General features: G+C 48.3%; 17 protein-coding genes. 11 read left to right on the top strand and 6 right to left on the bottom strand.

What is annotated here, in order from left to right; genetic code table 11:
* The first annotated feature begins 97 nt into the window (after positions 1-97).
* From QF041_RS09690 to QF041_RS09675, 4 genes are all read left to right on the top strand, one after another.
* A complete protein-coding gene (locus QF041_RS09690; protein ID WP_307413774.1) occupies positions 98-556 on the top strand; it encodes a MarR family winged helix-turn-helix transcriptional regulator in 459 nt (152 codons plus the stop codon).
* A complete protein-coding gene (locus QF041_RS09685; RefSeq protein WP_307413772.1) occupies positions 553-3,720 on the top strand; it encodes an MMPL/RND family transporter in 3,168 nt (1,055 codons plus the stop codon). The genes QF041_RS09690 and QF041_RS09685 overlap by 4 nt, the downstream gene beginning before the upstream one ends.
* Positions 3,721-3,921: 201 nt before the next feature.
* Positions 3,922-4,548, top strand: a complete 627-nt coding sequence (locus QF041_RS09680; RefSeq protein WP_307413770.1) for an SGNH/GDSL hydrolase family protein — start codon at positions 3,922-3,924, stop codon at positions 4,546-4,548.
* Between the two features lie 92 nt (positions 4,549-4,640).
* Positions 4,641-5,702, top strand: a complete 1,062-nt coding sequence (locus QF041_RS09675; protein ID WP_307413768.1) for a phosphotransferase — start codon at positions 4,641-4,643, stop codon at positions 5,700-5,702.
* Positions 5,703-5,815: 113 nt separating this feature from the next.
* Here the strand turns inward: QF041_RS09675 and QF041_RS09670 are convergent, their stop codons facing one another.
* The 3 genes from QF041_RS09670 to QF041_RS09660 all read right to left on the bottom strand — a co-directional run bounded on the left by QF041_RS09670 (position 5,816) and on the right by QF041_RS09660 (position 9,493).
* A complete protein-coding gene (locus tag QF041_RS09670) occupies positions 5,816-6,493 on the bottom strand; it encodes a tetratricopeptide repeat protein (RefSeq protein WP_307413767.1) in 678 nt (225 codons plus the stop codon).
* A 14-nt stretch (positions 6,494-6,507) separates the two neighbouring features.
* Complete coding sequence (locus QF041_RS09665; RefSeq protein ID WP_307413765.1) at positions 6,508-8,496, bottom strand: elongation factor G; 1,989 nt, start codon at positions 8,494-8,496, stop codon at positions 6,508-6,510.
* A gap of 121 nt (positions 8,497-8,617) precedes the next feature.
* Complete coding sequence (locus tag QF041_RS09660) at positions 8,618-9,493, bottom strand: AraC family transcriptional regulator (protein ID WP_221824237.1); 876 nt, start codon at positions 9,491-9,493, stop codon at positions 8,618-8,620.
* Between the two features lie 192 nt (positions 9,494-9,685).
* Here QF041_RS09660 and QF041_RS09655 point away from each other — a divergent pair, with 192 nt between their 5' ends.
* Together QF041_RS09655 and QF041_RS09650 are read left to right on the top strand one after the other, a co-directional pair.
* Entirely contained in the window at positions 9,686-11,203 is a 1,518-nt protein-coding gene (locus tag QF041_RS09655; protein WP_307413763.1) for a tagaturonate reductase, read from the top strand.
* Positions 11,200-12,714, top strand: a complete 1,515-nt coding sequence (locus QF041_RS09650; protein WP_307413761.1) for a UxaA family hydrolase — start codon at positions 11,200-11,202, stop codon at positions 12,712-12,714. Before QF041_RS09655 ends, QF041_RS09650 begins: the two co-directional genes overlap by 4 nt.
* Before the next feature lie 101 nt (positions 12,715-12,815).
* Here QF041_RS09650 and QF041_RS09645 read toward each other — a convergent pair whose 3' ends face one another.
* The 3 genes from QF041_RS09645 to QF041_RS09635 form a co-directional block, all read right to left on the bottom strand.
* Positions 12,816-13,502 carry an AlkZ-related protein gene (locus QF041_RS09645; RefSeq protein WP_307413759.1) on the bottom strand — a complete coding sequence of 229 codons (687 nt, stop codon included), beginning with the start codon at positions 13,500-13,502 and terminating at the stop codon, positions 12,816-12,818.
* Positions 13,503-13,536: 34 nt separating this feature from the next.
* Positions 13,537-14,493 (bottom strand): helix-turn-helix transcriptional regulator, encoded by a 957-nt coding sequence (locus tag QF041_RS09640; protein ID WP_307413756.1) that lies wholly within the window; start codon positions 14,491-14,493, stop codon positions 13,537-13,539.
* A 438-nt stretch (positions 14,494-14,931) separates the two neighbouring features.
* Positions 14,932-16,959 (bottom strand): beta-galactosidase, encoded by a 2,028-nt coding sequence (locus tag QF041_RS09635; protein WP_307413754.1) that lies wholly within the window; start codon positions 16,957-16,959, stop codon positions 14,932-14,934.
* A 128-nt stretch (positions 16,960-17,087) separates the two neighbouring features.
* Between QF041_RS09635 and QF041_RS09630 the strand changes: the two genes are divergently transcribed.
* The 5 genes from QF041_RS09630 (at position 17,088) to QF041_RS09610 (ending at position 23,979) form a co-directional block, all read left to right on the top strand.
* Entirely contained in the window at positions 17,088-17,921 is an 834-nt protein-coding gene (locus QF041_RS09630; RefSeq protein WP_307413752.1) for an AraC family transcriptional regulator, read from the top strand.
* Between the two features lie 143 nt (positions 17,922-18,064).
* A complete protein-coding gene (locus tag QF041_RS09625) occupies positions 18,065-18,853 on the top strand; it encodes an alpha/beta hydrolase (RefSeq protein WP_307413750.1) in 789 nt (262 codons plus the stop codon).
* Between the two features lie 81 nt (positions 18,854-18,934).
* Entirely contained in the window at positions 18,935-19,600 is a 666-nt protein-coding gene (locus QF041_RS09620; protein WP_307413749.1) for an SGNH/GDSL hydrolase family protein, read from the top strand.
* 12 nt (positions 19,601-19,612) lie between these two features.
* Positions 19,613-20,485, top strand: a complete 873-nt coding sequence (locus QF041_RS09615; protein ID WP_307413748.1) for an SMP-30/gluconolactonase/LRE family protein — start codon at positions 19,613-19,615, stop codon at positions 20,483-20,485.
* Between the two features lie 413 nt (positions 20,486-20,898).
* Positions 20,899-23,979, top strand: coding sequence for a X2-like carbohydrate binding domain-containing protein (locus tag QF041_RS09610; protein ID WP_373461324.1), 3,081 nt, complete (start codon positions 20,899-20,901; stop codon positions 23,977-23,979).
* The last annotated feature ends 180 nt before the right edge of the window (positions 23,980-24,159 follow it).

Raw genomic sequence — 24,159 nt, 5'->3', positions numbered from 1 at the left:
AAAGTATTGCTTTAAGAGATTGTTTCATTATAGAATAGTTTCACAGGAGAATAGTTCGTTAAGTGAACTATATAGATTCGGGAAAGGAGAATGAAGAATGAATACACCGGATGCAAAAAGTTTGGTGAATCGCTATTTAGATGCTTCCTTTATGGTCAATAAGCGGTTCGATACGCGGATACGTGAACAAGTTGGGCAGACCATAACGACCGATCAGTTCTGCGCACTTCGTCTGATTGAAGAGAAACCTTCCTGCACACCCTCTGATCTGGCAGAGCTTCTGTGCATAGGTAAGAGCAGCATTACCGCTTTGGTCAACAAGCTGGTGGATCGCGATCTGGTCCATCGGGCCGGGGATGAACGCGACCGCCGCGTTGTATATCTGACACTGACGGATACCGGACGACAGGTATACAGGGAAACAGAACAGGAAATACAGCAGATTCTGGAGCCGTATCTGGTTCATTTTAAACCGGAAGAAGTCCGAATTTTCATTGAATCTTTTGAGAAGCTTGCAGCTTTGCTATCGCATGAAGGAGGACGGGAGAACGAATGAGAACGATACTAAAAGCAAGATGGTGGTTAATGGGGCTATGGGTTGTTGTAGCTGCCGTTTTGATGTTTACCGCCCCTAACATGAGTGAACTGATTCGGGAAAAGGGACAGTTTTCGGTTCCGGAAGGGTACTCTTCCACCCAGGCAGCAGCAATTTTGAATGAAGCTGCAGCACAAAAGGGAGAGCAGCAAGGCAGCCAGATCGCTCTTGTATTTTATAATCCGGAAGGTCTGGGTACCACGGGAAAACAAGAAGCAGAGAAGGCCGTTAAAAACTTGGAGGCCGACAAGGAGAAGTTGGGCATTCTGTCCATTCTAGAACCTTTCTCTCAGCCTGAATTGTCAGAGAAGATGATCTCAGCTGATGGCAAAACGATTCTAACATCGCTATCCATTAATCAGGGAGATCGTACGGTCAAGGAAATGCGGGAAGACCTGAATGAAGCATTGAAGTCCGTCAATGTGGAGCACTACATAACTGGTAAAGGTCTGATTGATGAAGACACCATTGAAAGTTCACAAGAGGGGCTTAAGAAATCGGAATATATTACCGTTGTCTTTATTTTACTCATTCTGTTCCTGGTCTTCCGTTCGTTTGTAGCTCCGTTTGTCCCGCTGCTGACGGTGGGGATCAGTTACATTGTATCGCAACAGATTGTTGCATTCCTGGTGGATGGGCTCGACTTCCCGATATCCACATTTACACAGATCTTTATGGTCGCAGTTATGTTCGGGATTGGTACGGATTATTGCATCCTGTTGATCAGTCGGTTCAAGGAAGAACTGGCTCATCATGAGAATACGTGGGATGCCATCATTGCGACCTATCGTACTGCCGGTAAAACGGTACTCTTCTCAGCACTAGCTGTGCTGGTTGGATTCATTGCGATCGGCTTTGCCCAGTTTATGTTGTACCGTTCTGCGGTTGCCGTAGCTGTAGGTATTGCTGTGATGATGCTCGCCTTGGTGACCATTGTGCCATTCTTCATGGCGGTGCTGGGCAAGAAGTTATTCTGGCCGTCGAAGGGTTCACTTGAACATGCGGAGAGCAAGATCTATGGTGCAGCTGGTCGCTTTTCACTTAAACGTCCATGGGCTGCGCTGCTCATCGTTGCAGCTGTCTGTGTGCCTCTTCTGGCAACCTACGATGGCAAACTGTCGTTCAACAGTCTCGATGAGATTGGTGAGAAATATGATTCCGTAAAAGCATTCAACATTATCTCTGACAGCTTCGGTCCGGGTGAATCGCTGCCGGGTCAGATCGTCATCCAGAACGATGAAGCGATGGATAATGCCAAATATATGGCCGTTGCCGAGAAAATTAGCCGGGAAGTAGAGAAAGTAGCCGGAGTCTCTGGTGTCCGCAGTATGACACGACCTACGGGTGATGAGATTAAAGATTTTGAAGTTACACAGCAAGTCGGAACATTATCGGATGGACTGGGTGAAGGTAAGACGGGTCTGGACAAAATCCGTGATGGCCTGAGTGAAGCCAGCAGTCAGCTAAGTAAAAATGAACCACAGTTAAAAGAAGCTGCTGATGGAGCAGGTGAACTTACGAAAGGAACGACTCAGTTGCAATCGGGTATCACGCAACTCAGTCAGGGACTTGGGCAGATTGAAAAAGGCATTCGAGATGGTTCCGCAGGTGCGGGTGAACTGAAAGCCGGACTTCAGCAAGCCAAAACAAGTGCAGATCAACTTGCGCAGGCGAACAATCAGTTGCTTGAAGCCTATCGTCAGGCGGGAGCAGGGGTCGCTGCACTGGGGGATGGAACCCGCGAACTGGAACAACAGCTGAACGGGGTTTCGACAGCTCTAACCAGTCTGTCCGAATCCTTCACAGCACTTGAAGAGCGTTATCCTGAATTGCAGCAAGATGCTGATTACCAGCGTATCAAAGGTACGATTGGTGAAACAGGTTCTGGCACAGCTCAGCTTGCTCAAGGCTTGGGTCAAATTAAGACCAAACTTGGGGAAGCCGCTGCTGGAATTAATCAGGCCAATGAAGGGTTTGCCTCCGCAGCAGCCGGACAAAAGGCACTTGCCGATGGCCTGGGCCAGATTGTAACGGGAATCGGTCAGTTGCAATCCGGTCTCAAACAGGCTGCGGATGGTCAGGGCAAAGTGATTAGCGAAATTCCTTCCATTCAGGATGGACTTGGCCAGCTTCAGGGTGGTCAGGAGAAAATTCAGCAAGGCTTCTCGGATCTGAGTGGTCAGCTGACACAACTGACAGATGGCTTGAATCAAAGTGTCGATGGTATCAAACAGGTATCCGGGGGACTGGATTCAGCGCAGGACTACCTGACGCAATTGCAAAATTCACCAGATTCCGATCTGGCAGGCTGGTACGTTCCTGATGAAGCACTGAACAGCAAAGACTTCACACAGGTATTTGATACGTATCTGTCCGAAGATCGGAAAACGATGACGATTGATGTTATTTTCGCCGAAAATCCATACGGAACAGAAGCCATTGATCGTGTTCCTGACATTGAGGCGGCAGTACATCGCGCGGTACAAGGCAGTACGCTTGAAAAAGCAGACATCGCCATAGGCGGAGTTACCAGTACGTTTGCAGATCTGCAGGAGATCTCGAATAACGACTATACACGTACTGTAATGCTGATGCTGGCAGGCACATTTATTATTCTGGTTGTGCTGCTCCGCTCAGTCATTATGCCATTGTATCTGATCGTTTCCTTATTACTGGCTTATTTCACATCGATGGCGTTAACCGAAGTGATCTTTGTTAATATCCTCGGATTCGCAGGCATCAGCTGGGTTACTCCGTTCTTCGGATTTGTTATGCTGATTGCACTCGGTGTGGATTATAGCATCTTCCTGATGGACCGTTTCAATGAGAACAAAGGCATGAAAGTACAGGATGCCATGTTGTATGCGATGAAGAACATGGGCACCGTTATTCTATCTGCCGCGGTCATTCTGAGCGGTACATTTGCTGCCATGTATCCATCCGGTGTTCTCTCGATGATGCAGATTGCCACAGTAGTCCTTAGCGGATTGATCTTGTACTCTCTGTTGTTCCTGCCATTCTTCGTCCCAGTGATGGTGAAGATGTTTGGCCGGGCCAACTGGTGGCCATTTCCGAACAAGGAACAATCAGATTCCGTTGATTCGGATCGGACCATAGGCATGTAATGCATTGCAATGGATTAGGCTCTGCCGCGTTATGCGGCAGGGATTTTTTTTTTTTACCTCTACAGAAGAACAGTGGTTTTGTGCAGCAAAAGAAAGGTGCATGCCTAAGGACACCATCCCGCGCCTTGTCTTACCACTCATCATAAGATATAGAGCAGTTCATTATTGTTCAGAGAAATCACAGCAGAGAGGGGCGACGGGATGGTATATCGATACGTGGCTATAGGCGATTCATTAACGGTAGGTACAGGAGCGTTGCTGGGCACCGGCTTTGTTCCTTTATATCGGCGAATGGCAGAAATGAATGTTCGTACGTTTGTATCCATGGAAAATATGGGCGTAAATGGACTGACGTCGGGGGAAATGTTGCAGATGATCTCTTCGCATCCCCGTGTACGGCAATCGCTCCGTGAAGCAGATATCGTTACCCTATCCATTGGCGGGAATGATCTGATTCGTACGTTCAAAGCAAGTAATGGCATTCCAAATGCCAGTAAAATGACACAGGTGCTCGGAGAAACCCGCAGTAATGTATCCCAGATCATGCGGCACATTCGGCAGTTAAAGGGTAACCATGAGTATATGGTCCGATCCATCGGATTGTACAACCCGTACCCACAAGCGACGGAAGCTGCGTACTGGGTGCGCCAATATAATTCGTTTCTGAATGGAGCGGGATCAGGCAATTATGCGTGTGCTCAGGTGTATGACAGGTTTGAAGGTCGTGAACGTGAACTGTTGTTCTGGGACAGAGTGCATCCTAATGCAAGAGGGTATCGTGTCATTGCGGAGCAGCTTAATCGGACGGGATATTATCCGTTCTCTTGATCACTTTGGAACAGAACTAGACCAAGCGATGGACTTCCTTTAAGATAAATAGAAGACAGTTCCATTTTGTGAGATAAAGGGGTTAATTTTTGGTGCAAAACATCGATTCCGGTTCCCTCCATCCTTCAGAGCAGCAGCGTATATCCGAAGTGTTGGCCTTATATGGTTTCACATCGGATTGGAAAGGCGAGCGTGGAAAGGGTGGAATGAATAATTCTACTTACATGCTCGATGTAGACGGGACTAATTACGTCATGAGACAATATGAAACACATAATGATCCGATGAAAATCGCCTTTGAACACAAGGTGCTGGCAGCCCTTCAACGTTCGAACTTTAAGCTTGATACACCTTCACCTGTAAGGCGGTTATCTGGTGAGGGAGGTACATTCCTTCCTGTAAAAGATACCCTCACAGGTCATACCAAAATCGTGACTCTGTTTCATTATAGGGAAGGTGTCAATCCCATCTGGCATACACCAGATCAATTGATAGGGCTCGGTAAAGCGGCGGGGGCCCTGTCTTCTGTTATGGCTACGTTGGATATACCACTTGAACCTGTGTACCCACCGTACTATCGAATTCAGGATGCGTATCCGCTCTGTTCACCAGAACGATTATTACAGCTATGCACATCGCCGCCAGAGCAATTGGCCTCATGTGCAAATGAGTTGAAGCAACTGAGAGATGCGCTGCCAGATCTGTTTGAAGCCCTGCGGGGAATGGAACATCTGCCGCATCAATTGGTTCATGGGGACGTGAATGCCTCAAATGTATTGGTAGATCAGCAGGATGGTGAAATCTGTGCCATTTTGGATTTTGAATTTGCGACATGGGATTTGCGGGTAATGGAGCTGGCTGTTCCAATGTCTGACCTCCTTACCATGGACAAGAGTGAAGATTGGATGTGGCAGGCACAGGAGGGACTGATCAGGGGATTTCGGGAACAGGTCAGCCTGAAACCGGAAGAGTTGCTGGCCATACCTCGATTGATTTTGCTGCGTAGTCTGGATGTGGTCATGCATTTCATCAGTCGGATGTTCGAGGGTACAGATGAGCCGGAAGTGGCTGTGGAGCAGATTGTGAAGCTCAAACAGCGGATCGACTGGATGCATCTCCATGAAGAACGACTGCGTGAGATATTGGTGTATTAATATCGTTGTTAAGAATAAAGTGCACTGGTTCTGCTCATACGAGGGCAGAGATCAGTGCACTTTTATTGGTTAGAAAAGTGATATATGAAGATTACAGTGTATAGCGGATGACATTACAATCCACGTTTGCGGAACCAACTGCGGACAGCCCAGCGGCGCTCCTGACGTTTTTTGTATTTGGGCAACGAACGATAAACGTTCAACGATTGCTCGTATGCCTGCTTCGCGTCTGCATTGCGTCCGAGGGAACGGTGAACCGAGCCGAGCAGATAATAAGCTTCACTGGAAGAGGAATGAATCTCCTGAAACTGATGCACATAATCCAGCGCTTTGTCCTCATGCGTATCTTTGAAGGCTCCAGCAAGGGTTAGGTACGGACGTCCGTACTTGACTCTGGGGTTGATCTCAAGGGCTTGCAAAATATGACGTTCGCCTTTTTCGATATTGCCCAAATGAAGCTCAGTCGTCCCTAATGCCTCCCAGTACTCAGCCGATTGCTCATATGGGCGTTCCAGTTCAAGCAATAACGCATATGCCTCACTGTAACGTTTACGCTCAATCAGCAGGCGAGCCAGTTCCAGCTTGGAGGAAACTTCATTGGGACTCATGGCAAGCTGTTGCCGAAGCCGGGAGATGTTGCGCATACGTTTGAGAGGTTTTGTGAAGCTTGGGAACACCCCAACGTAACGACGATCCAGGAAATACAGTATAACGAGCAAAATGAGGATGGCAATGAACGGATTACCTACAATCCGCCATAGAAGGCCAAAGATAAGAAATTTAATAAGCACAGGTTCAACTCCATTTATGATGTAATCGCGTTTCGTACACTTAAAATATATTTCGACTGATCCAGCGGGTTAACTCCTCTGCGTTTGCGAGCATGATTCACATCCGCAGGACAATCTTGGTATCCGGCAAACGAAGTCGTAAGCAATCCGCGGCCGCTTGTCTCGGAACGCAGTTTCACCGGATAATCCATTGAGGTGGCAAGAGGCATAACTCCTTCAATAATACAACGTCCGCTACCAATGACGGGGGCTTCGAAGGTTACCCGCATATGTACCAGATCACTAAGGGCCTTACCGCCGTATTCCTCCGGGACCGTCAGCCGGAACTGAAGAAGGGGTTCCAGCAACGTGGTACCTGTTCTCGACAATCCATCCATGATTCCCATAGGCGTGGCTACAACAAAATCCAGCGGATGTGTATGCCAGACATGATGTTCCCCTTCCACCAGCGTGATGCGCAGATCGGTTACTTCCCAACCGAGCATACCTTGAGACAAGGCTTCCGGAATTCGTCGTTCAACTTCATTCTGATAACGTAACAGCAGATCTTCTGTCCTTACGGTTGAGGCATAGATCAGACCGCTTCCGCGAGGCAAAGGTTCAATCTTGAAGCGGAGGATGGCCCAGCAGGGCTTAGGCATCGTATAAGCGATGTAACCTTCTCCGGCTGTACGTGGTGTCTCCTTATAGATGACGGATGGAGGATCAAACACGACATTCAATCCGAAACGACTCAGCAACAGGCTGGATAAAATCTCAAGCTGAATGGTTCCCATGACCTTGAGATGCAGTTCTCGTTCCTCCGGCAACCATTGCAGGTCGAGTAAGGGGTCTTCATCCGTCAATTCTTGCAATGCTGCGACAAGATCGGGGTAACGTGCCGGGTCCTTACCATGCACTTGTACGGTCAGCAAAGGCACAGCCATCTGTGGCAGAGGAGGCACACCCTCAGGATTGCCGATAATGTCACCCACATGTGTGTCACTCAGTCCGTACAGCGCAGCAATCTGCCCCGCGTGAACGGCACCGGTATCCGCCCATTTCCGTCCATCCATGCGGCGAATCTGCGTCACTTTCTCTTCAAGCTCCCGCGTAGAATTATGGATGGTATCCCGATTGTGTAAGCTGCCAGCATACATACGGACGTAAGCCGTGCGTCCCATCGTACGGTCACGTTCAATCTTGAATACAACACCCGATACGGGAGAATCCACTGGTTGTGCAGGTGGGGGCAGGAATGCAAGGACCGTGTCCAGCAATGCCGTGACGCCAATTCCTTTGCCGGAAGCGCCATAACACACAGGGAACATCTCACCCTGATGCACATACCGTAGGAATGCTTCATTCAGATCCCTTTGCGATAACGGAGTCTCCTGGATGTAGGCTTCCATGACCTCTTCGTCCAGCTCGGCAAGTATCTCGACCAGACCTGGAATGGAAGGTGTGCCATCTGACAGAGAATCTTGATTCGGGTTCCATAGGGAGTCGATGCCATGAAATGAATCTTCATGGAGCTGATACGTTTGGATTTCGCATGCGAAAGGGGACAGGGTAGAACGAATCTGCTCCATTACCGCTGGGGCAGATGCGCCAATCCGATCCATTTTATTAATATAAATGATGGTTGGGATGCGAAGTGAACGAAGGGCATGCCAGATGGCTTCACTCTGGGACTGAATGCCTTCTACTGCCGACAGAATGAGAATAGCGCCATCCATTACCCGTAGCGTTCGCTCTACTTCGGAGCTAAAATCAATGTGACCAGGCGTATCAATGAGGTCAATGATGGTGTTCTTCCAGATCAGAGAGGTCATGGCTGCCTGAACGGATATGCCACGTTCTTTCTCAATGTCCAGGGAGTCTGTGGCTGTTGTTCCGTCATCTACACGTCCCGGACTGCGGACGACACCACTCTCAAATAACATATGCTCGGTGGTGGTTGTTTTCCCCGCATCCACATGGGCGAAGATGCCAATATTCCTGCGATTCAATTCGTTTAACATGGAATGCTAAGCTCCTCTGACAACGGAATGCAATGTTTCCGACAAGTAATAATCCAGATTATCATACCACATCTTCCATATGGAAGAATATGTGGATATATATGATTAGGGTGTGTCTATTTTAACGAGAACTGTTCATGGTTCTGCGATAAGCTGCGGGAGTTGTGCCGGTTAATTTTTTGAATTGACGGTAAAAATGGGGCAGGCTGTCGAACCCGCAAGCATCGGCAACGGCTGCCATCGTTTCATCACCTTGCACCAGATGCTCTTTCGCCATAATAACCCTTCGCGCTAATGCATAGTCCGTTAGAGTCATACCCGTGTATCGTTTGAAGGCACGACTGAAATGGGCAGGGGATACAGAGGCGTACTGCGCCAGTTCAGGGAGGGACAGGCCATTCCGAAGGTTATCGTCAATATGAGAGATCGTAGAAGAGAGCCATGAGGGACCCGGAGCGGATTTACCCGGATTTGCAGGTCCCGCAGCTTCCAGACGTTCCAGAAAAATGAGCAACAGTTGCAGCCTTAACAGGGCCGCATGTGCGCTTAGATGATGACCGAGCTGGAATTCGGTCTGAATATCATCAATGAGGGCGGCGACCTGTGATTGCTCCTCTGTGTTCAGATGTCTCTTATACACGCGTTGTTTACGACAACGTTCAAACAGACTTAGCAAGGAAGAAGCAGCACCTCCGGCGGTGGATGCCAGCAATCCCGGGCTGAAGAACAATGCGGAAGATGTGACAGGATTGCCTGCATCCGGCAAGGCTCGATGAACCGTGCTGCCCGGTATAATGAACAGATCTCCTTCTTGCATATTCTCAAGTCCAGTATCAATAAAGATGCTTCCCTGCCCCCGATATACATAGATAATTTCATGCCAGTCGTGAAGGTGATCTGGCAATTCGTTCTGAGGGGATTTGGTGTCGCTGTATACCAGGCGGAACGGAATACCGGATTCTGCCTGAATAGTCGTACGAACAGGTGAACGTTCCATAAAGACTCCTTTCCAGACGATCGTCTTCAACGAGATGTTATACCTGGTCATGAGAGAGTATATTTACCGCAATATAAGCAATTTAATTTCCTTTTATTGATGATACAATGAATTTAAAGCGTTTACAATAAAAGGGTGCAGAGCCTTTGAGCTGCATTCCGACAGTACAAATAATCGATGAGGTGAGTGTCCATGTCGGCAAGCACGAAACGGCCCAGGTTGAAGCTGAATTTACTGGGGAGCGATGGTCAGCGCAAGTGCAAGGAGATTATGGAGCGTCCCGTGAAGGTTTTGCAGATCGGAGAAGGTAATTTCTTGCGGGGATTTGCAGACTGGATGCTTCATGAGAGTGCCAGACAAGGCAAATTCCATGGAAGTGTAGCTGTTACCCAACCACGACCGGGAGGCAAAGCCAAGCTGGAGCAGATTCGTGATCAGGACGGATTATATACGATGATTACGCGTGGGCTGTCTCAAGGAAAGCCGGTTGAGCGGACAGAGTTGATCTCCATTTTCTCACAGTGTATCAATCCGTATGAGGAATGGGATGCCTTTCTGAACTTGGCAGAACTGCCTTCACTTGAGTTCGTTATTTCCAATACAACCGAATCAGGATTGAAATATATGCAGACAGACTATATCGAGGGTGAACCCGTTCAATCATTTCCGGGGAAATTAACGGTTTTTCTGCATCAGCGATATTTGAAATTTGATGGTGATCCATCCAGAGGTTTGATTCATCTGCCATGCGAGCTGCTTGAAGGCAATGGTGATGTGCTGCGCAGTTGTGTACTCCGTCATAGTGAGGATTATGGGTATTCGGATGGCTTCCGTTCATGGATCGAGAATCATAATCACTTCTTGAACAATCTGGTAGACCGAATTGTCACAGGTGCGCCGAGCCAGGAGGAAGCCGATTCCCTGACGAATCGTTGGGGGTATGAGGACCAGTTGATTAATACGGCAGAGCCATATCATTTCTGGGCCATTCAGGGTGATGAATCATTGGACAAAAAACTTCCTCTCAAGCAGGCAGGTCTTAATGTACATTGGGTGAAAGATCTGAAGCCTTTTCAGATACGCAAGGTTCGTATTTTGAATGGGGCGCATACCTTAATGTCATCCCTCGGCATTCTCCAAGGCAAGCAGCATGTGAGAGAAACGATGGAAGATCCACATTTTGGCACATGGATCAGGGAAGCTGTGCATCAGGAGATCGTCCCTGCTCTGGATATGCCCGATCATCAGCTGGACCAGTATGCAGAAGAAGTGTTCGAACGGTTCCTTAACCCGTATATTAATCACAAATTGCAAGATATTGCTTTGAATACGATCGGAAAATTCAAGGTTCGTGTGCTGCCTACACTTTTGTCTTATGAGCAAAATCAGGGAAGTTGGCCAGAACGTTTAATTCAAGGGTTTGCTGGATTATTGTGTCTATATCGTCCGGTAGATACGCCAGAAGGTTACAAGGCACAACGACTGAATGGGGAGGACATTCTGCTGCGGGATGACCCCGATGTCCTGGCTGCTTTGGCTGCACACTGGGACGGTTATGACACGCTTAACAGGGATCAGAAGCAACTGGATAACCGAGTAGCGGCTGTGTTGTCGGATACCCTGATCTGGGGCGAAAATCTGGATGCAAGAGAAGGGCTGCGTGCAGCACTTGTTCGTGAAATCGGATTGTTGGAAGGTGAAGGGAAATGAACACAACAAGTACAATCAATGACTGGATTGCCATTCAACCACAGGATGATGTCATTATAGCGCTTCGGGATTATGCCAAAGGAGAACGTATTACACTGCCAGACGGTGTTTCCTTTACACTGCTCGATGACGTGCCGAAGGGGCATAAGATTGCTGTGCATACCCTGGAGCCAGGTGATGATGTGATGAAGTATGGTTTTTCCATCGGGATTGCCCAAGAACAGATCGAGCAGGGAAGCTGGATTCATAGTCACAACCTGAAGACGGGTCTGCACGGATTGCTTGAATATGAGTACCAACCGGGAGCCAAGGTTCAGACAGACATGCCTCCGGAACATCTGCGCTCATTCGATGGATATTTGCGCCCCAATGGTGAAGCAGGTATTCGTAATGAGATCTGGATTGTGAATACGGTTGGATGTATCAATAAAGTGTGTGAAGCTTTGGCACGTATGGGTCAGTCCCAGTTTGGAAGCCGGGTAGATGGTGTATTTCACTTTCCACATCCATTCGGGTGTTCACAGCTTGGTGATGATCTGAAGTATACACAACAGTTGCTGGCCTCCTTGGTGGAGCATCCGAATGCAGGAGGCGTGCTCGTCATCGGTCTGGGCTGTGAGAACAACCAAGTAGACGAGTTCCGTGAGTGTATTGCTCCGGAATACCGCGGCAAAGTACGGTTTCTCAAAGCACAGGAAACGGATGACGAGCTTGAGGAAGGACTTCGACTGATGGAAGAACTTGTGGAGATCGCTGAACATGAACAACGGCAGCCGCTTCCGCTCAGCAAACTCAAAATTGGTTTGAAGTGTGGTGGTTCCGATGGTTTATCCGGCATTACAGCCAATCCGCTGGTCGGTGCAGTTGCTGATATGCTGGTTGCTGCCGGGGGTACGGCTATTCTGACGGAAGTTCCGGAGATGTTTGGTGCGGAGACGATCTTAATGAACCGGGCTGCCAATGAGCAGGTATTTCATGATTTGGTGGACCTCGTGAACGGCTTCAAGCAATATTTTGTGAACCATGGCCAGAACATCTATGAGAATCCTTCACCTGGGAATAAGGCTGGTGGCATCACAACGCTGGAGGAAAAGTCACTTGGATGTACGCAAAAGGGAGGACGTTCTTCCGTTGTCGACGTTCTGCGCTATGGCAAACGTGTAACTCAAACCGGTCTGAACATTGTAGAAGCACCGGGTAATGACCTGGTGTCTGTAACGGCACTGTCTGCGGCGGGTGCACATATTGTGCTCTTCACAACAGGGCGGGGGACTCCCTTCGGAGGTCCGGTACCTACCGTCAAGATTGCGACCCAATCCGATCTGGCTAATCGCAAAAAACACTGGATTGATTTCAACGCAGGCCAGCTATTGGAGGGGCAGACGATGGATGAGGTGAAAGCACAGCTGTTCAGCCAGCTGATTGACATTGCTTCAGGACGGTCACACACACTCAGTGAGCAGCATGGATTCCGGGAGATTGCCATATTCAAGGATGGCGTAATTCTCTAAATCCATTGTCGATGGGGGCTGTTTATCGTCTGGGTTACATTATATGGTGAACCACAGCCAATTCCGGTTGAAATTTGCACTACAACCGGAATTGGCTTTATTTAGATTCCACGGATGCCAAGGGCTTTGGCGATGCTTGATAATGCGGCTGGTGAGGCATGTTGTTGCAGTTGAGCAACCAGCAGTTCACGCGCCTCTGCAACGCTACCTTCAAACGGCTTAATGCCGTGACGTTCCATCCAGTGACCAGCAGTCTCGTATGCGGAGCTGTTCCATGCAACTTTGCCTTCTGCGAGCCCTTCTTTTTCTTTGGTGCCACTGATCACAATGGCTGCACAGCCCTGAAGGTCCAGAAGTCCACGGTCAAATGTTTTTTTGTCCTCTTTTGCCCCAAAACCGGCTTGTGATCGCAAGGCACGTCCATCGATGCCTTCTTGTTCTGCAACTAACGCATGAAGTTTGAACGCTTCACGGGAGAGCAGACCCGCTTCATACTGTTCCTTGATGGTTCTGGAATCGGCCAGCAGTCGGTGTACCCAAGGGAAGTATTCAGATGAGACAAGAAGCGCTTTCTTTTTGACAAATTTTCCATATGCAGCAATGCCCTCTTCAGCCAGGCGTGAACGCCATAACCAGGGATCAAGTTCATCATCCTTGTGCCAATGTTCTTTGGGGGTTAGCGATGACAGAGAAGGATATTCGGCAAATAGTGGTGCCAGAGGCAGCAGCCCTATAGACTGGATACGCTGTACTGCTTCTTCGTACGTTATAACGGCTTCATATGTCATGATATCAGTAGGCTCCTTTTTGTGTGTAGTCAGGCTACGACTTGGTTGAAGCAAGGTATCTCCGGCTCACTTCCTCGGCATGCTGACGAATCTCACTGCGAAGTTGGAGGGGTTCAATCACTTCGGCTTCACGTCCCAATCGGTAAAAGAATCGTACGGCCCAGTCCCATTCCCCTGGTGGACAAAGGAATGATAATTCCCAGAGATCCGGGGCAATTTCAATCATCTTTTCACCAATATGCTCGTCCTGTTCAGCTTCAATCATTCCCCGATAACTCAGTTGTGCCTTAACCAGGGTTGGCGGCTGTTCTGGAGGGATCGGCTTGCTCTGCTGTTGCTGCGCCTGTTCGTTAAGCACCAGTGCATCCTGTGGTTCGATCGCTTTGACTTCAATAATTCGGTCAACTCGGAACAGACGCTGTTCACCATGTTCGATGGAATATGCCTCACAGTACCAGAAGCCGGAGGAAGCATATACCCGTGTGGGACAGATATGCAACCATCGCTGACTTGATACGGAGCGATACAGCACACTAAGCCACCCGTGTTCGGGTATGCATGCCAGCAGTGCGTCCAGATAAGGAAGAATGTAATTGCGGTCTGGAATATGATGATGCAGCTGTTTGAGCATGGGATCAATTCGCGACATAATATCATCCGGAATGATGGCCTTAACTTTGTTCATCAGGGTCCAGCGTTTCTCATGAAAGGGTGTGTCAGCGTAGCGACTTAGACCTTCAAGAGCGAATATGAGCGTCGCTGCTTCTACCGGGTCCAGCTGTAATGGGGGTAATACGTAACCCTCCATAAGTCTGAAACCGCCTCCCGGACCGGAGATGGCAATAATGGGCACATTCATCTCGGAGAGGGACTGAATATCCCGGAGAATCGTGCGACGGGAAACTTCAAATTTCTCGCCTAATGAGTGTGCCGTTTCGTGACCATGCTGTAATGCCATTACAATGGCAGCAAGCCGATTTGTTCTGTTCATGTCAGCCACTCCGTTTCGATCTGCGCCGCCGGAAAGTGATGTCGTAGTTATGTTTCTATTGTAACAACGAATAAGTGACATCATGAGTGTCACTAATATTTCAACTGTTCATTATTTTATAATGGATCAGCATCAGGATTCACAAGCATCTTCCGGCAGGCTCTGTTAAAATGTGTTTCTCGTCCAATTCGCTTTGCATACTGATATTTCCTTCTATCAAAAAGACCACAGTTCATGCCAAAAACCCGTATCCGGTGTAGACGGATACGGGAAGTAGCAGCTTTTGGCTTACAGAAGTCGATAATGGTCTGAAATCTATACCAATATCCTCGCTGAAGACAATAACAAGTATAAAAGGAATGAATATGTGACACTTTGTATCACGGGTATTTCTATCACATTATATTATTCCGAATGATTTCAATTAAGTGAAATCGCTTATTTCATTTCGAGCAATTGCACTCCACGGGCTTCAATCTCAACACTTCCCGAAAGCTCACGATTGGTGAGCAGATCATGTGCCTTAGCTGTTCCCAGATCATAGGATTGTGTGGTTGCGTTATGGTTCATGACAAACAGGTAGGGTTTGCCATCTTTGGTTCGTGCACTTACTTCAACACCTTCTGGTGTCTCAAGCAAGGACTCTACGTTCTTGGCTGCTGCGAGCTGTCCCAGCAAACCATCCAGGAAGCGCTCATCCGGGTCGGATGCAACGTACCAGGCTTCACCTTGGCCAAAGGTATTACGTGTCACAACAGGCATGCCTTTATAAAAGTCGTCTCCATACTCCGCGATGACTTCGGCTCCTTCACTGTGCAGCAGGTCACACAGCATGCCGCAGCCATACTCTCCTTGAAGATCACCGTAGGTTTCTTTGAGGACAATGCGGTTCTTTTGCTCAGGCAGCAGGGCATCAATCTCTTCCACCCAGATTCCGAGCAGTTTACGAAGTTCTCCCGGATATCCACCTGTGGTCACGAGATCGTTCTCGTTGACAATGCCACTGAAGAAGGTCGTCAGGAATGTTCCACCTGATTCAACAAACTTCTCCAGTTTGGCGGCATACCCTGGTTTAACCATGTAAAGAACAGGAGCAAGGACAATGTCGTATTTGCTCATATCCGTATCCACACTGATGATATCTACCTGTATGTTGCGGCGGAAGAAGGCTGCGTAGTATTTATGGATCTGATCCACATAATTCAGGGCAACCGTAGGTCCGCTTGATTTTTCGATGGCCCACCAGTTATCCCAGTCGAACACAATTGCCACTTTGGATTCAACAGATGCATCCAGCGTGGTATCTCCAAGGAACTGCAATTCCTTGCCCAGCTCAGCAACTTCGCGGAATACACGTGTATTCTCATGCCCAGCATGCTCAATAACTGCACCATGATACTTCTCACAGGCACCGATGGAGCGGCGAAGCTGGAAGAACATGATGGTATCGGCCCCGTGCGCAATAGATTGATAACTCCACAGACGCATGACACCTGGACGTTTCAGTGAGTTATATGGCTGCCAGTTCTGCTGACTTGGTGTTTGCTCCATCAGCATGAACGGTTGACCATCTTTCAGTCCGCGCATAAGGTCATGAGCCATTGCGGTGAAGCTGACGGGTGTTGCGAGACCGGGATAGCTGTCCCAGGAGACAATATCCAAATATTTTGCCCATTTGAAATAGTCCAATTGCTTAAAGAATCCCATCAGATTGGTAGTAACAACGGAGTCCGGAATGTGTTTTTTGATCGCATTGTATTCCAACAGATAACAATCCAGCATGCTGTCGGAGTTGAAGCGAGAGTAGTCCAGCGAGATTCCCTGGAACGTTGAATTATTGTTACCCCAATGTTCGCTCAGGTTGCTTGGTAATACAATCTCGTCCCAATCGTAGAAGGTATGCCCCCAGAAATTCGTGTTCCATGCTTTGTTGACCTGTTCCAGAGTCTGATAGCGTTCTTTCAGATACACGCGGAACGCTTTCTCACAGTTGTCACAGTAGCACTCACCGCCATATTCGTTGGAGATGTGCCATACGAGAACCGCGGGGTGATCCTTGTATCGTTCTGCCAGTTTATTTGCAATCTTCTCAGCGTATTTGCGATAGGTCGGGCTGTTGGGACAGGAATTATGGCGCCCACCGAATTTGCGTTTGCGTCCATCGGCATCTACACGAAGCACGTCTGGATATTTCTTTGCCATCCAAGCCGGATGGGCAGCAGTGCTTGTTGCAAGGCATATATAGACACCGTTTTCATATAAACGATTAATTAGTTGGTCGAGTTCTTCAAAACGGTAAGTAACTTCATCAGGCTGAATCAGTGCCCATGAAAATACGTTGATTGTGGCAATATCAATGCCTGCCAATTGGAACATGCGCAAGTCTTCAAGGTGGGTTTCGTGATCCCACTGTTCCGGGTTGTAATCGCCCCCGTAGAACATTTTGGGCAGTTTGCTGCTAATCAATGTGTTCACCTCTTGTATAAGAATAATCCTATACTATATGATACATATGACTTTTAAAATATAATAAAAGTAATGACTCATATAAGAATACGGAAGTGTATTTCAGCTTATACCCAAGGAGGCATCCCATGTTTATCTCCCCCCGACATCAACGATATTTCATGACATCACGTGATCAGCCGCTACCCCTTTATATTGAGAGCCTGGGTTATAACGGCAATCAGGAGAAGGTGTCCAGACCTGTGGGGTATCCCTGTTACCACTGGCTTCAGACTGTGAAGGGAGCCGGAGAATTCAAGTTTGCCGGGTCCACGGTCATACTGGGGGAAGCATCCGGTATTTTGCTGCCACCGAATGAACCGCATGAATATGTGCGCGCCCAAGGAGAGTGGGAGACACTTTATATTACATTTGGCGGTTCCCAGTGTCCGGCAATTTTGGAGTCACTTAGTCTGGGTGAAGCTGCGTTCCATCAGTGGGAGCAGAGCAGTCCGTTCAATGATTACGGCCAGGAAGTGCTGGATTCGATCAGAAGTGATCAGGATTTGTCGGGACTCGAGGCGTCAGCGGATATATATCGATTTCTGATTTTGCTCAAAAAACATGGCATGACCGGCAATCGGTCTTCGATCTCTCATGCCGTGGAGAGACTCGCTCCGCTCATTGCATTCATGGAACAGCATTATGCGAATCCTGAGATTGGTCTCGAACATATGGCTGACGTCACGGGGATCTCGTCCAGACATCTGAACACCTTGTTCAAGCAGTCCTTTGGCATGACAGCCTACAGTTATTTCATTTTGCTGCGTATCCGCAAAGCCAAGGAAATCATGACCGGGGATACCGCCCGGACGATTAGGGAGACTGCAGTTAGGGTAGGGTTTCGAGATGCAAGCCATTTTGTAGCAACTTTTCGCAGGATTGAGGGGGTAACTCCTGAACAGTTCCGTAATTTGTACTAACATGTACCCAAATGATCAAAAAGTGATGCCAGGAAGGTATTGATGCGTTAGGGTCATTACCGTTATGATGGTATCGATTCCTGAGATTCGAAAACGTTTAAACGGACCCATGTATCCGTTCTACTTGGAGAGGATGATTGAAGATGACAACAACTATACCCTTATGGGATCATGCTGCACCTTATGCAGCCCATGGCCATGAAGACGAGATGCCACATTTGATTCCATTTATTCAGCCCGGTTCCGAGAGCGCTGTCATTGTATGTCCAGGGGGCGGCTATGGATTTTTGGCTGATCATGAAGGTGCTCCAATAGCAGAATTGTTGAACCGTGCAGGTATAAGTGCATTTGTCCTGAAATATCGGGTGGCGCCTCACCAGCATCCTGCACCTATAACAGATGGTCAGCGTGCCATACGTTATGTTCGTGCTCATGCTGAGCAGTATGGCATCAACCCTGCCAAGATTGCAGTGCTTGGTTTCTCAGCAGGCGGACATCTCACAGCAACACTGGGAACGCTGTATGACGAGGGACAACCGGATCATGAGGACCTCATTGAACGCCAAAGTTCACGCCCGGACCGAGTTATTCTCTGTTATCCGGTAATTACGATGGAGTCCTATGGACATGCCGGTTCCCGTGAGAATTTGCTTGGGTCTGACGCGTCTGCCGAGCAGATCAAGGCTTTCAGCGCGGAGCAGCAGGTGAGAGCGGATGCTCCTGAAGCGTTCATCTGGCACACCAGCGGTGACCAGGCAGTGCCTGTAGAGAATAGCTTGCGTTACGCACTTGCATTGGGCGAGCATGGGATTCCCTATGATTTGCACGTTTTTGAGAAAGGTTCACATGGACTTGGATTAGCTGAGGACAACCATGCGATTCGGGTATGGTCGGATCTGTGTCTCACATGGCTCAAGAATCAAGGCTGGTAATCACTGAATGATAACAAGTTAACGGTCCTGACTAATCAATTATTCCTATATTAACGCCTTGGAGCGAAGGAGAAAACGACGATGAAATTGCAGAAAAATGACAAGCTTCTGTTTATCGGGGATTCGATTACAGATTGTGGTCGGGAACATCCTGTAGGTGAAGGCAGTTCAGGTCTGGGCCATGGTTACGTAGCACAAGTCTATGCCCTCTTGCGGTCCATCTATCCGGAATTGATGTTGCGTGTCCAGAATGTGGGTAATGGTGGAAATACGATTCGTGATCTGAAACAGCGCTGGGATCGTGATGTGCTTGACCTTAAACCGGACTGGCTGACGATCATGATTGGCATTAATGATGTATGGCGTCAGTTCGACAACCCATTGTCAACAGACTCACATGTGTTTCTTGAAGAATACGAATCCACATTGCGTGAACTGGTGGCTTCGGTTCGTCCCAACCTGAAAGGTCTGGTACTAATGACGCCTTATTATCTTGAGGCTAATCCGGAAGACCCGATGCGGGCAACGATGGATATCTACGGAGAAGCGGTACGCAGGGTAGCGAGTGAGTATGATGCGGTGTATGTGGATACACAGGCTGCATTTGCTCCATTTTGGGATCATTTCTATACGTCTGTGTTGACTTATGACCGGGTACATCCGGATGCAACGGGCCATATGGTACTGTCCAAAGCATTCTTGGATGCCATCGGATTCGAATGGTCAGGCGGCGTCAAATCTAAATAAGGACGTGATGGCATGAGCGACGTAACTGTAGCAGTACAAACCCCGGCATTATTGGGGGAAGGTCCAAGCTGGGATGCGGAGAACAATCGATTATTGTGGGTAGATATTGAAAGTTTTAAGGTGCATGTGTATGATCCGGCTACAGGGCAGGATCAGGCTTATGATGTCGGTGAACATGTCGGGGCTGTTGTTCCCTATCGTGGTGACGAAGTTTTGGTTGCTTTACGCAGTGGATTCCATACGTATCACTTGCATACGGGTGAGCTGCATGCCATTGAGAACCCCGAACAAGATAAGGATACCAATCGTTTTAATGATGGAAAATGTGATGCGAAGGGCCGCTTCTGGGCAGGCACGATGAGCATGAATAATGAAAGCAAAGCCGGATCGTTGTATTGTTTGGAGCAAGGGCAACCCGTTCGCACAATGGTACAAGGTGTGTCTACATCCAACGGCCTGGGCTGGAGTCCGGATCGGCAGACCATGTATTACATTGATACCCCGACACGTTCTATTGACCGGTTTGATTTTGATCTGACGGCAGGTACGATACAAAATCGGACAAGTGTCATTCACATACCGGAGGAATTCGGTTTTCCGGATGGGATGACGGTTGATGGTGAGGGCATGCTGTGGGTTGCGCACTGGGGCGGAGGAAGAGTCACTCGCTGGAACCCGCATACATCAGAACTGTTGCAACAGATTGAGGTGCCGGCAGATCAGGTAACATCCTGCTGTTTTGGTGGACCGGATCTCGAAGAGTTATACATTACAACAGCACGTATAGGGATTAAGGAAGAACGTCTGAAAGAGACACCGGATGCGGGCTCACTTTTTGTCATCAGACCGGGGGTTAAAAGGGCAGGAGACTCACGCTTATGGTAGCCAGAAATAAACAGGTGCCATTTATGTAGTGAATCTTAGTGAACCTCTGCCTGGTTTGCCAGGTAAGAAACGAGTTCATTTTTTACTCTTATATAAAATGTCGAAAGGTGCTGTTCTAACAGCATCTTTTTTTGTTGTATAAACAAGTTTAAACACTGAAAATATTTTACAAAAATCGGAATTTCGACAGAGGGGTTTGAAGATTGCCAGCGAATGTTATTTATTGAAAGTATTATCCAGATAACCGCGAATCAAGAACAATTATGTAAGCGCTTAACAATGTGACTGGAAGGGGGTGAGGCTTCTTGTATCAAGGGATGCATTGATTCGTCTGGCACGCCATCATCAGCACGATGAGACAGCGGGGATAGACCGAAATGCAGTAACGAAGTAGAAGAGGAGGATAAGTTGATATGAGAACGTTTATGGGGAAATTGCGAATGATGAGCCTGACGGTTGCCGTAGTAACCGCTTCGCTGGGAGGACTTGCTGGAACAACAGCGGCGGCACCAAGTGAAGCCTATGAGTGGAAAAATGTGGTGACTGGTGCAGGAGGCGGGTTTGTACCAGGCATTATTTTCAACGAGTCGGAAAAGGATCTGATCTATGCCCGTACGGATATCGGGGGAGCCTATCGCTGGAATGCGGCTGACGAGAGATGGATACCCTTAACGGATTTTGTCGGCTGGGATGACTGGAACAAGAATGGTGTGGACGCACTGGCTACGGACCCGGTTGATCCCGATCGGGTGTATATGGCAGTTGGGACGTATACGAATTCGTGGGACCAAAATAATGGCTCCATCTTGCGCTCTACGGACCGGGGAGATACATGGCAAACCACAACACTTCCATTCAAAGTGGGCGGCAACATGCCGGGACGTTCAATGGGAGAACGCCTGACCGTGGACCCAAATGATAACAGTATCCTGTATTTCGGTGCACGAAGTGGTCATGGGTTATGGAAAAGTACCGATTACGGTGTGACCTGGAACGAAGTCACAAGCTTCCCGAATCCGGGAAATTATGTGCAAGACCCTTCGAATGAATATACCAGTGACATCGTAGGTCTGGCATGGATTACATTTGACAAAACAACAGGTTCGGCAGGGCAAGCAACCCAGACAATCTATGTGGGTGTTGCGGATAAAGATCAAAGCGTATATCGCAGCACAAATGGCGGCCTGACTTGGTCAGCTGTTGCTGGTCAACCTACAGGTTATATCCCGCATCATGGTGTGTTTGATTCAGACGGAAGCCTCTATATTACGTACAGCGATGGTGTTGGACCCTATGATGGGGAAAAAGGTGACGTGTGGAAACTGAACACGTCGACAGGTGTTTGGACCAACATCAGCCCTGTTCCAAGCAGCAGCACGGATAATTATTTTGGATATGGCGGATTGGCTGTTGATGCACAGAATCCCGGTACATTGATGGTTGCGACATTAAATTCCTGGTGGCCGGATGCCACCTTGTTCCGCAGTACAGATGGCGGAGCGACATGGACACGCATATGGGAATTTGAAGGATATCCGAACCGGAAGTTACGTTATACACAGGATATTTCGGCAGCGCCATGGCTCACATTTGGCACCAATCCTGCCCCACCCGAAACAACCCCAAAACTGGGCTGGATGATCGGTGATCTGGAGATTGATCCGTTTGATTCGGATCGTATGATGTATGGAACAGGTGCTACGATCTATGGAACGAAGAATCTGACAGACTGGGATGATGATGAAAAAATCAATATTTCAGTGATGGCGAAGGGGGTTGAGGAGATTGCCGTACTGGATCTGATCAGCCCGCCAAGTGGTGCACATTTGATAAGCGGAGTGGGAGATGTCTCCGGATTCCGTCATAACAATCTGGACCAGGCTCCAGCTACCATATTTACGAGCCCGAACTATCCTTCCACAGAAAGTCTGGATTTTGCAGAGTTAAGTCCAAATACGATGGTTCGCGTAGGTAAAGCAGATTATGCTGCTGATCCAAATGCAAAATCCATTGGTTTGTCCAGTGACGGAGGTACTACGTGGTATAAGGCCAATGCAGAACCTGCCGGCACAACCGGAGGGGGGACCGTAGCCATCTCTGCGAATGGTAACCGACTCGTATGGAGCACGTCAGATAAAGGCGTACATTATTCGACTGGTGGCAATTCATGGACGGCAAGTACGGGGATACCTGCACAGGCAAAAGTGATTTCGGATCGTGTCAATCCAAACAAATTTTATGGATTTGCAGCGGGTAAAATCTATGTGAGTGTGGATGGTGGTGCTACCTTCACAGCATCGTCTGCGACCGGACTTCCGATGGAAGGAAATGCCGATCTGGATGCCGTTCCAGGTGTTGAAGGTGAACTCTGGTTTGCTGGTGGCAGTGAGGAAGAAGGTCCTTACGGATTATGGCATTCTACGGATTCAGGAGCGACATTCACAAAGCTTGCCAATGTAGAGGAAGCAGACAGTATCGGATTTGGTAAAGCGGCACCTGGGCAGAGCGTTGTTGCGTTATACACGGTTGCACAGATCGATGGAACACGTGGATTCTTCCGCTCCGATGACGGTGGTGCCAATTGGGTTCGTATCAACGATGATCAGCATCAGTATGCTCGTGTAACTACAATTACGGGTGATCCGCGTTTGTATGGAAGAGTATATCTCGGAACAAATGGCCGCGGAATTTTGTATGCTGACCGTGTTGGAGGTAACAATGGCGGAGGAGACGGCGGGGGTACACCAGTGACCAACTCTGCGATTACACCGGTTACAGCCGAATTTGATCGCAAAGCAGGCAATCAGGTTAATATTCCAGTCACGTTAACACTTAACGGCAATACACTTGCATCCATTCGCAACGGGAATGCAACGCTGGTTTCAGGTACAGATTACACGTTGACAGGCAATGAGGTCGTATTGAGTAAAAACTACCTGGCTTCACTGCCAAATGGCGCAGCGACGCTAACCTTTCAATTCAGCGCAGGCGCTCCTGCGACCTTGAATCTGCTCATTAAAGACACGACAGCTGCACCTGTTGGAACCATACGCATTGAGATGTTTAACAGCAACACTTCAGCGACGGGCAGCTCGATTAGTCCCAAATTCAAACTGACAAATACGGGTACTACAGCCTTGAATCTGTCTGATGTGAAAATCAGATATTATTACACGATAAACGGTGAACAGCCTCAGAACTTTTTCGCTGACTGGGCGACTGCTGGCAGTGTGAATGTGACAGGCACGTTCAGTGCACTCAATCCGGTACGGACAGGTGCTGATCACGTGCTTGAGATTGGATTTACAGCTTCGGCTGGAACACTGAATGCGGGACAAAGCACGGAAATCCATACGCGCATCTCCAAGAACAATTGGACCAACTATACGCAAACGGATGATTATTCTTTTGCAGGTAGTCAGACTTCCTATACGGACTGGTCCAAAGTCACCGGTTATATCGCGGGAAGTCTCCAATGGGGAATTGAACCATAAGTGAGTGATTTAACGAAATAAAGGATTGAAATAGGGGTTCTGATTCGCCAGATGATCAAATGGCGAGTCGGGGCTTCTTATTTTGTCGAAATATAGTGTAAACTATAGATAGTTACCATTGCTTAAAGGATCGTTTTAAGATATAAAAAGATGTACAATCAATTTAAAATTAATGTAACC

It is taken from the genome of Paenibacillus sp. W2I17 (genome assembly GCF_030815985.1).
Classification (GTDB): Bacteria; Bacillota; Bacilli; order Paenibacillales; family Paenibacillaceae; genus Paenibacillus.
The sequence above is the reverse complement of the archived record's forward strand: the minus strand, read 5'-3'. Positions and strand labels throughout refer to the sequence as shown.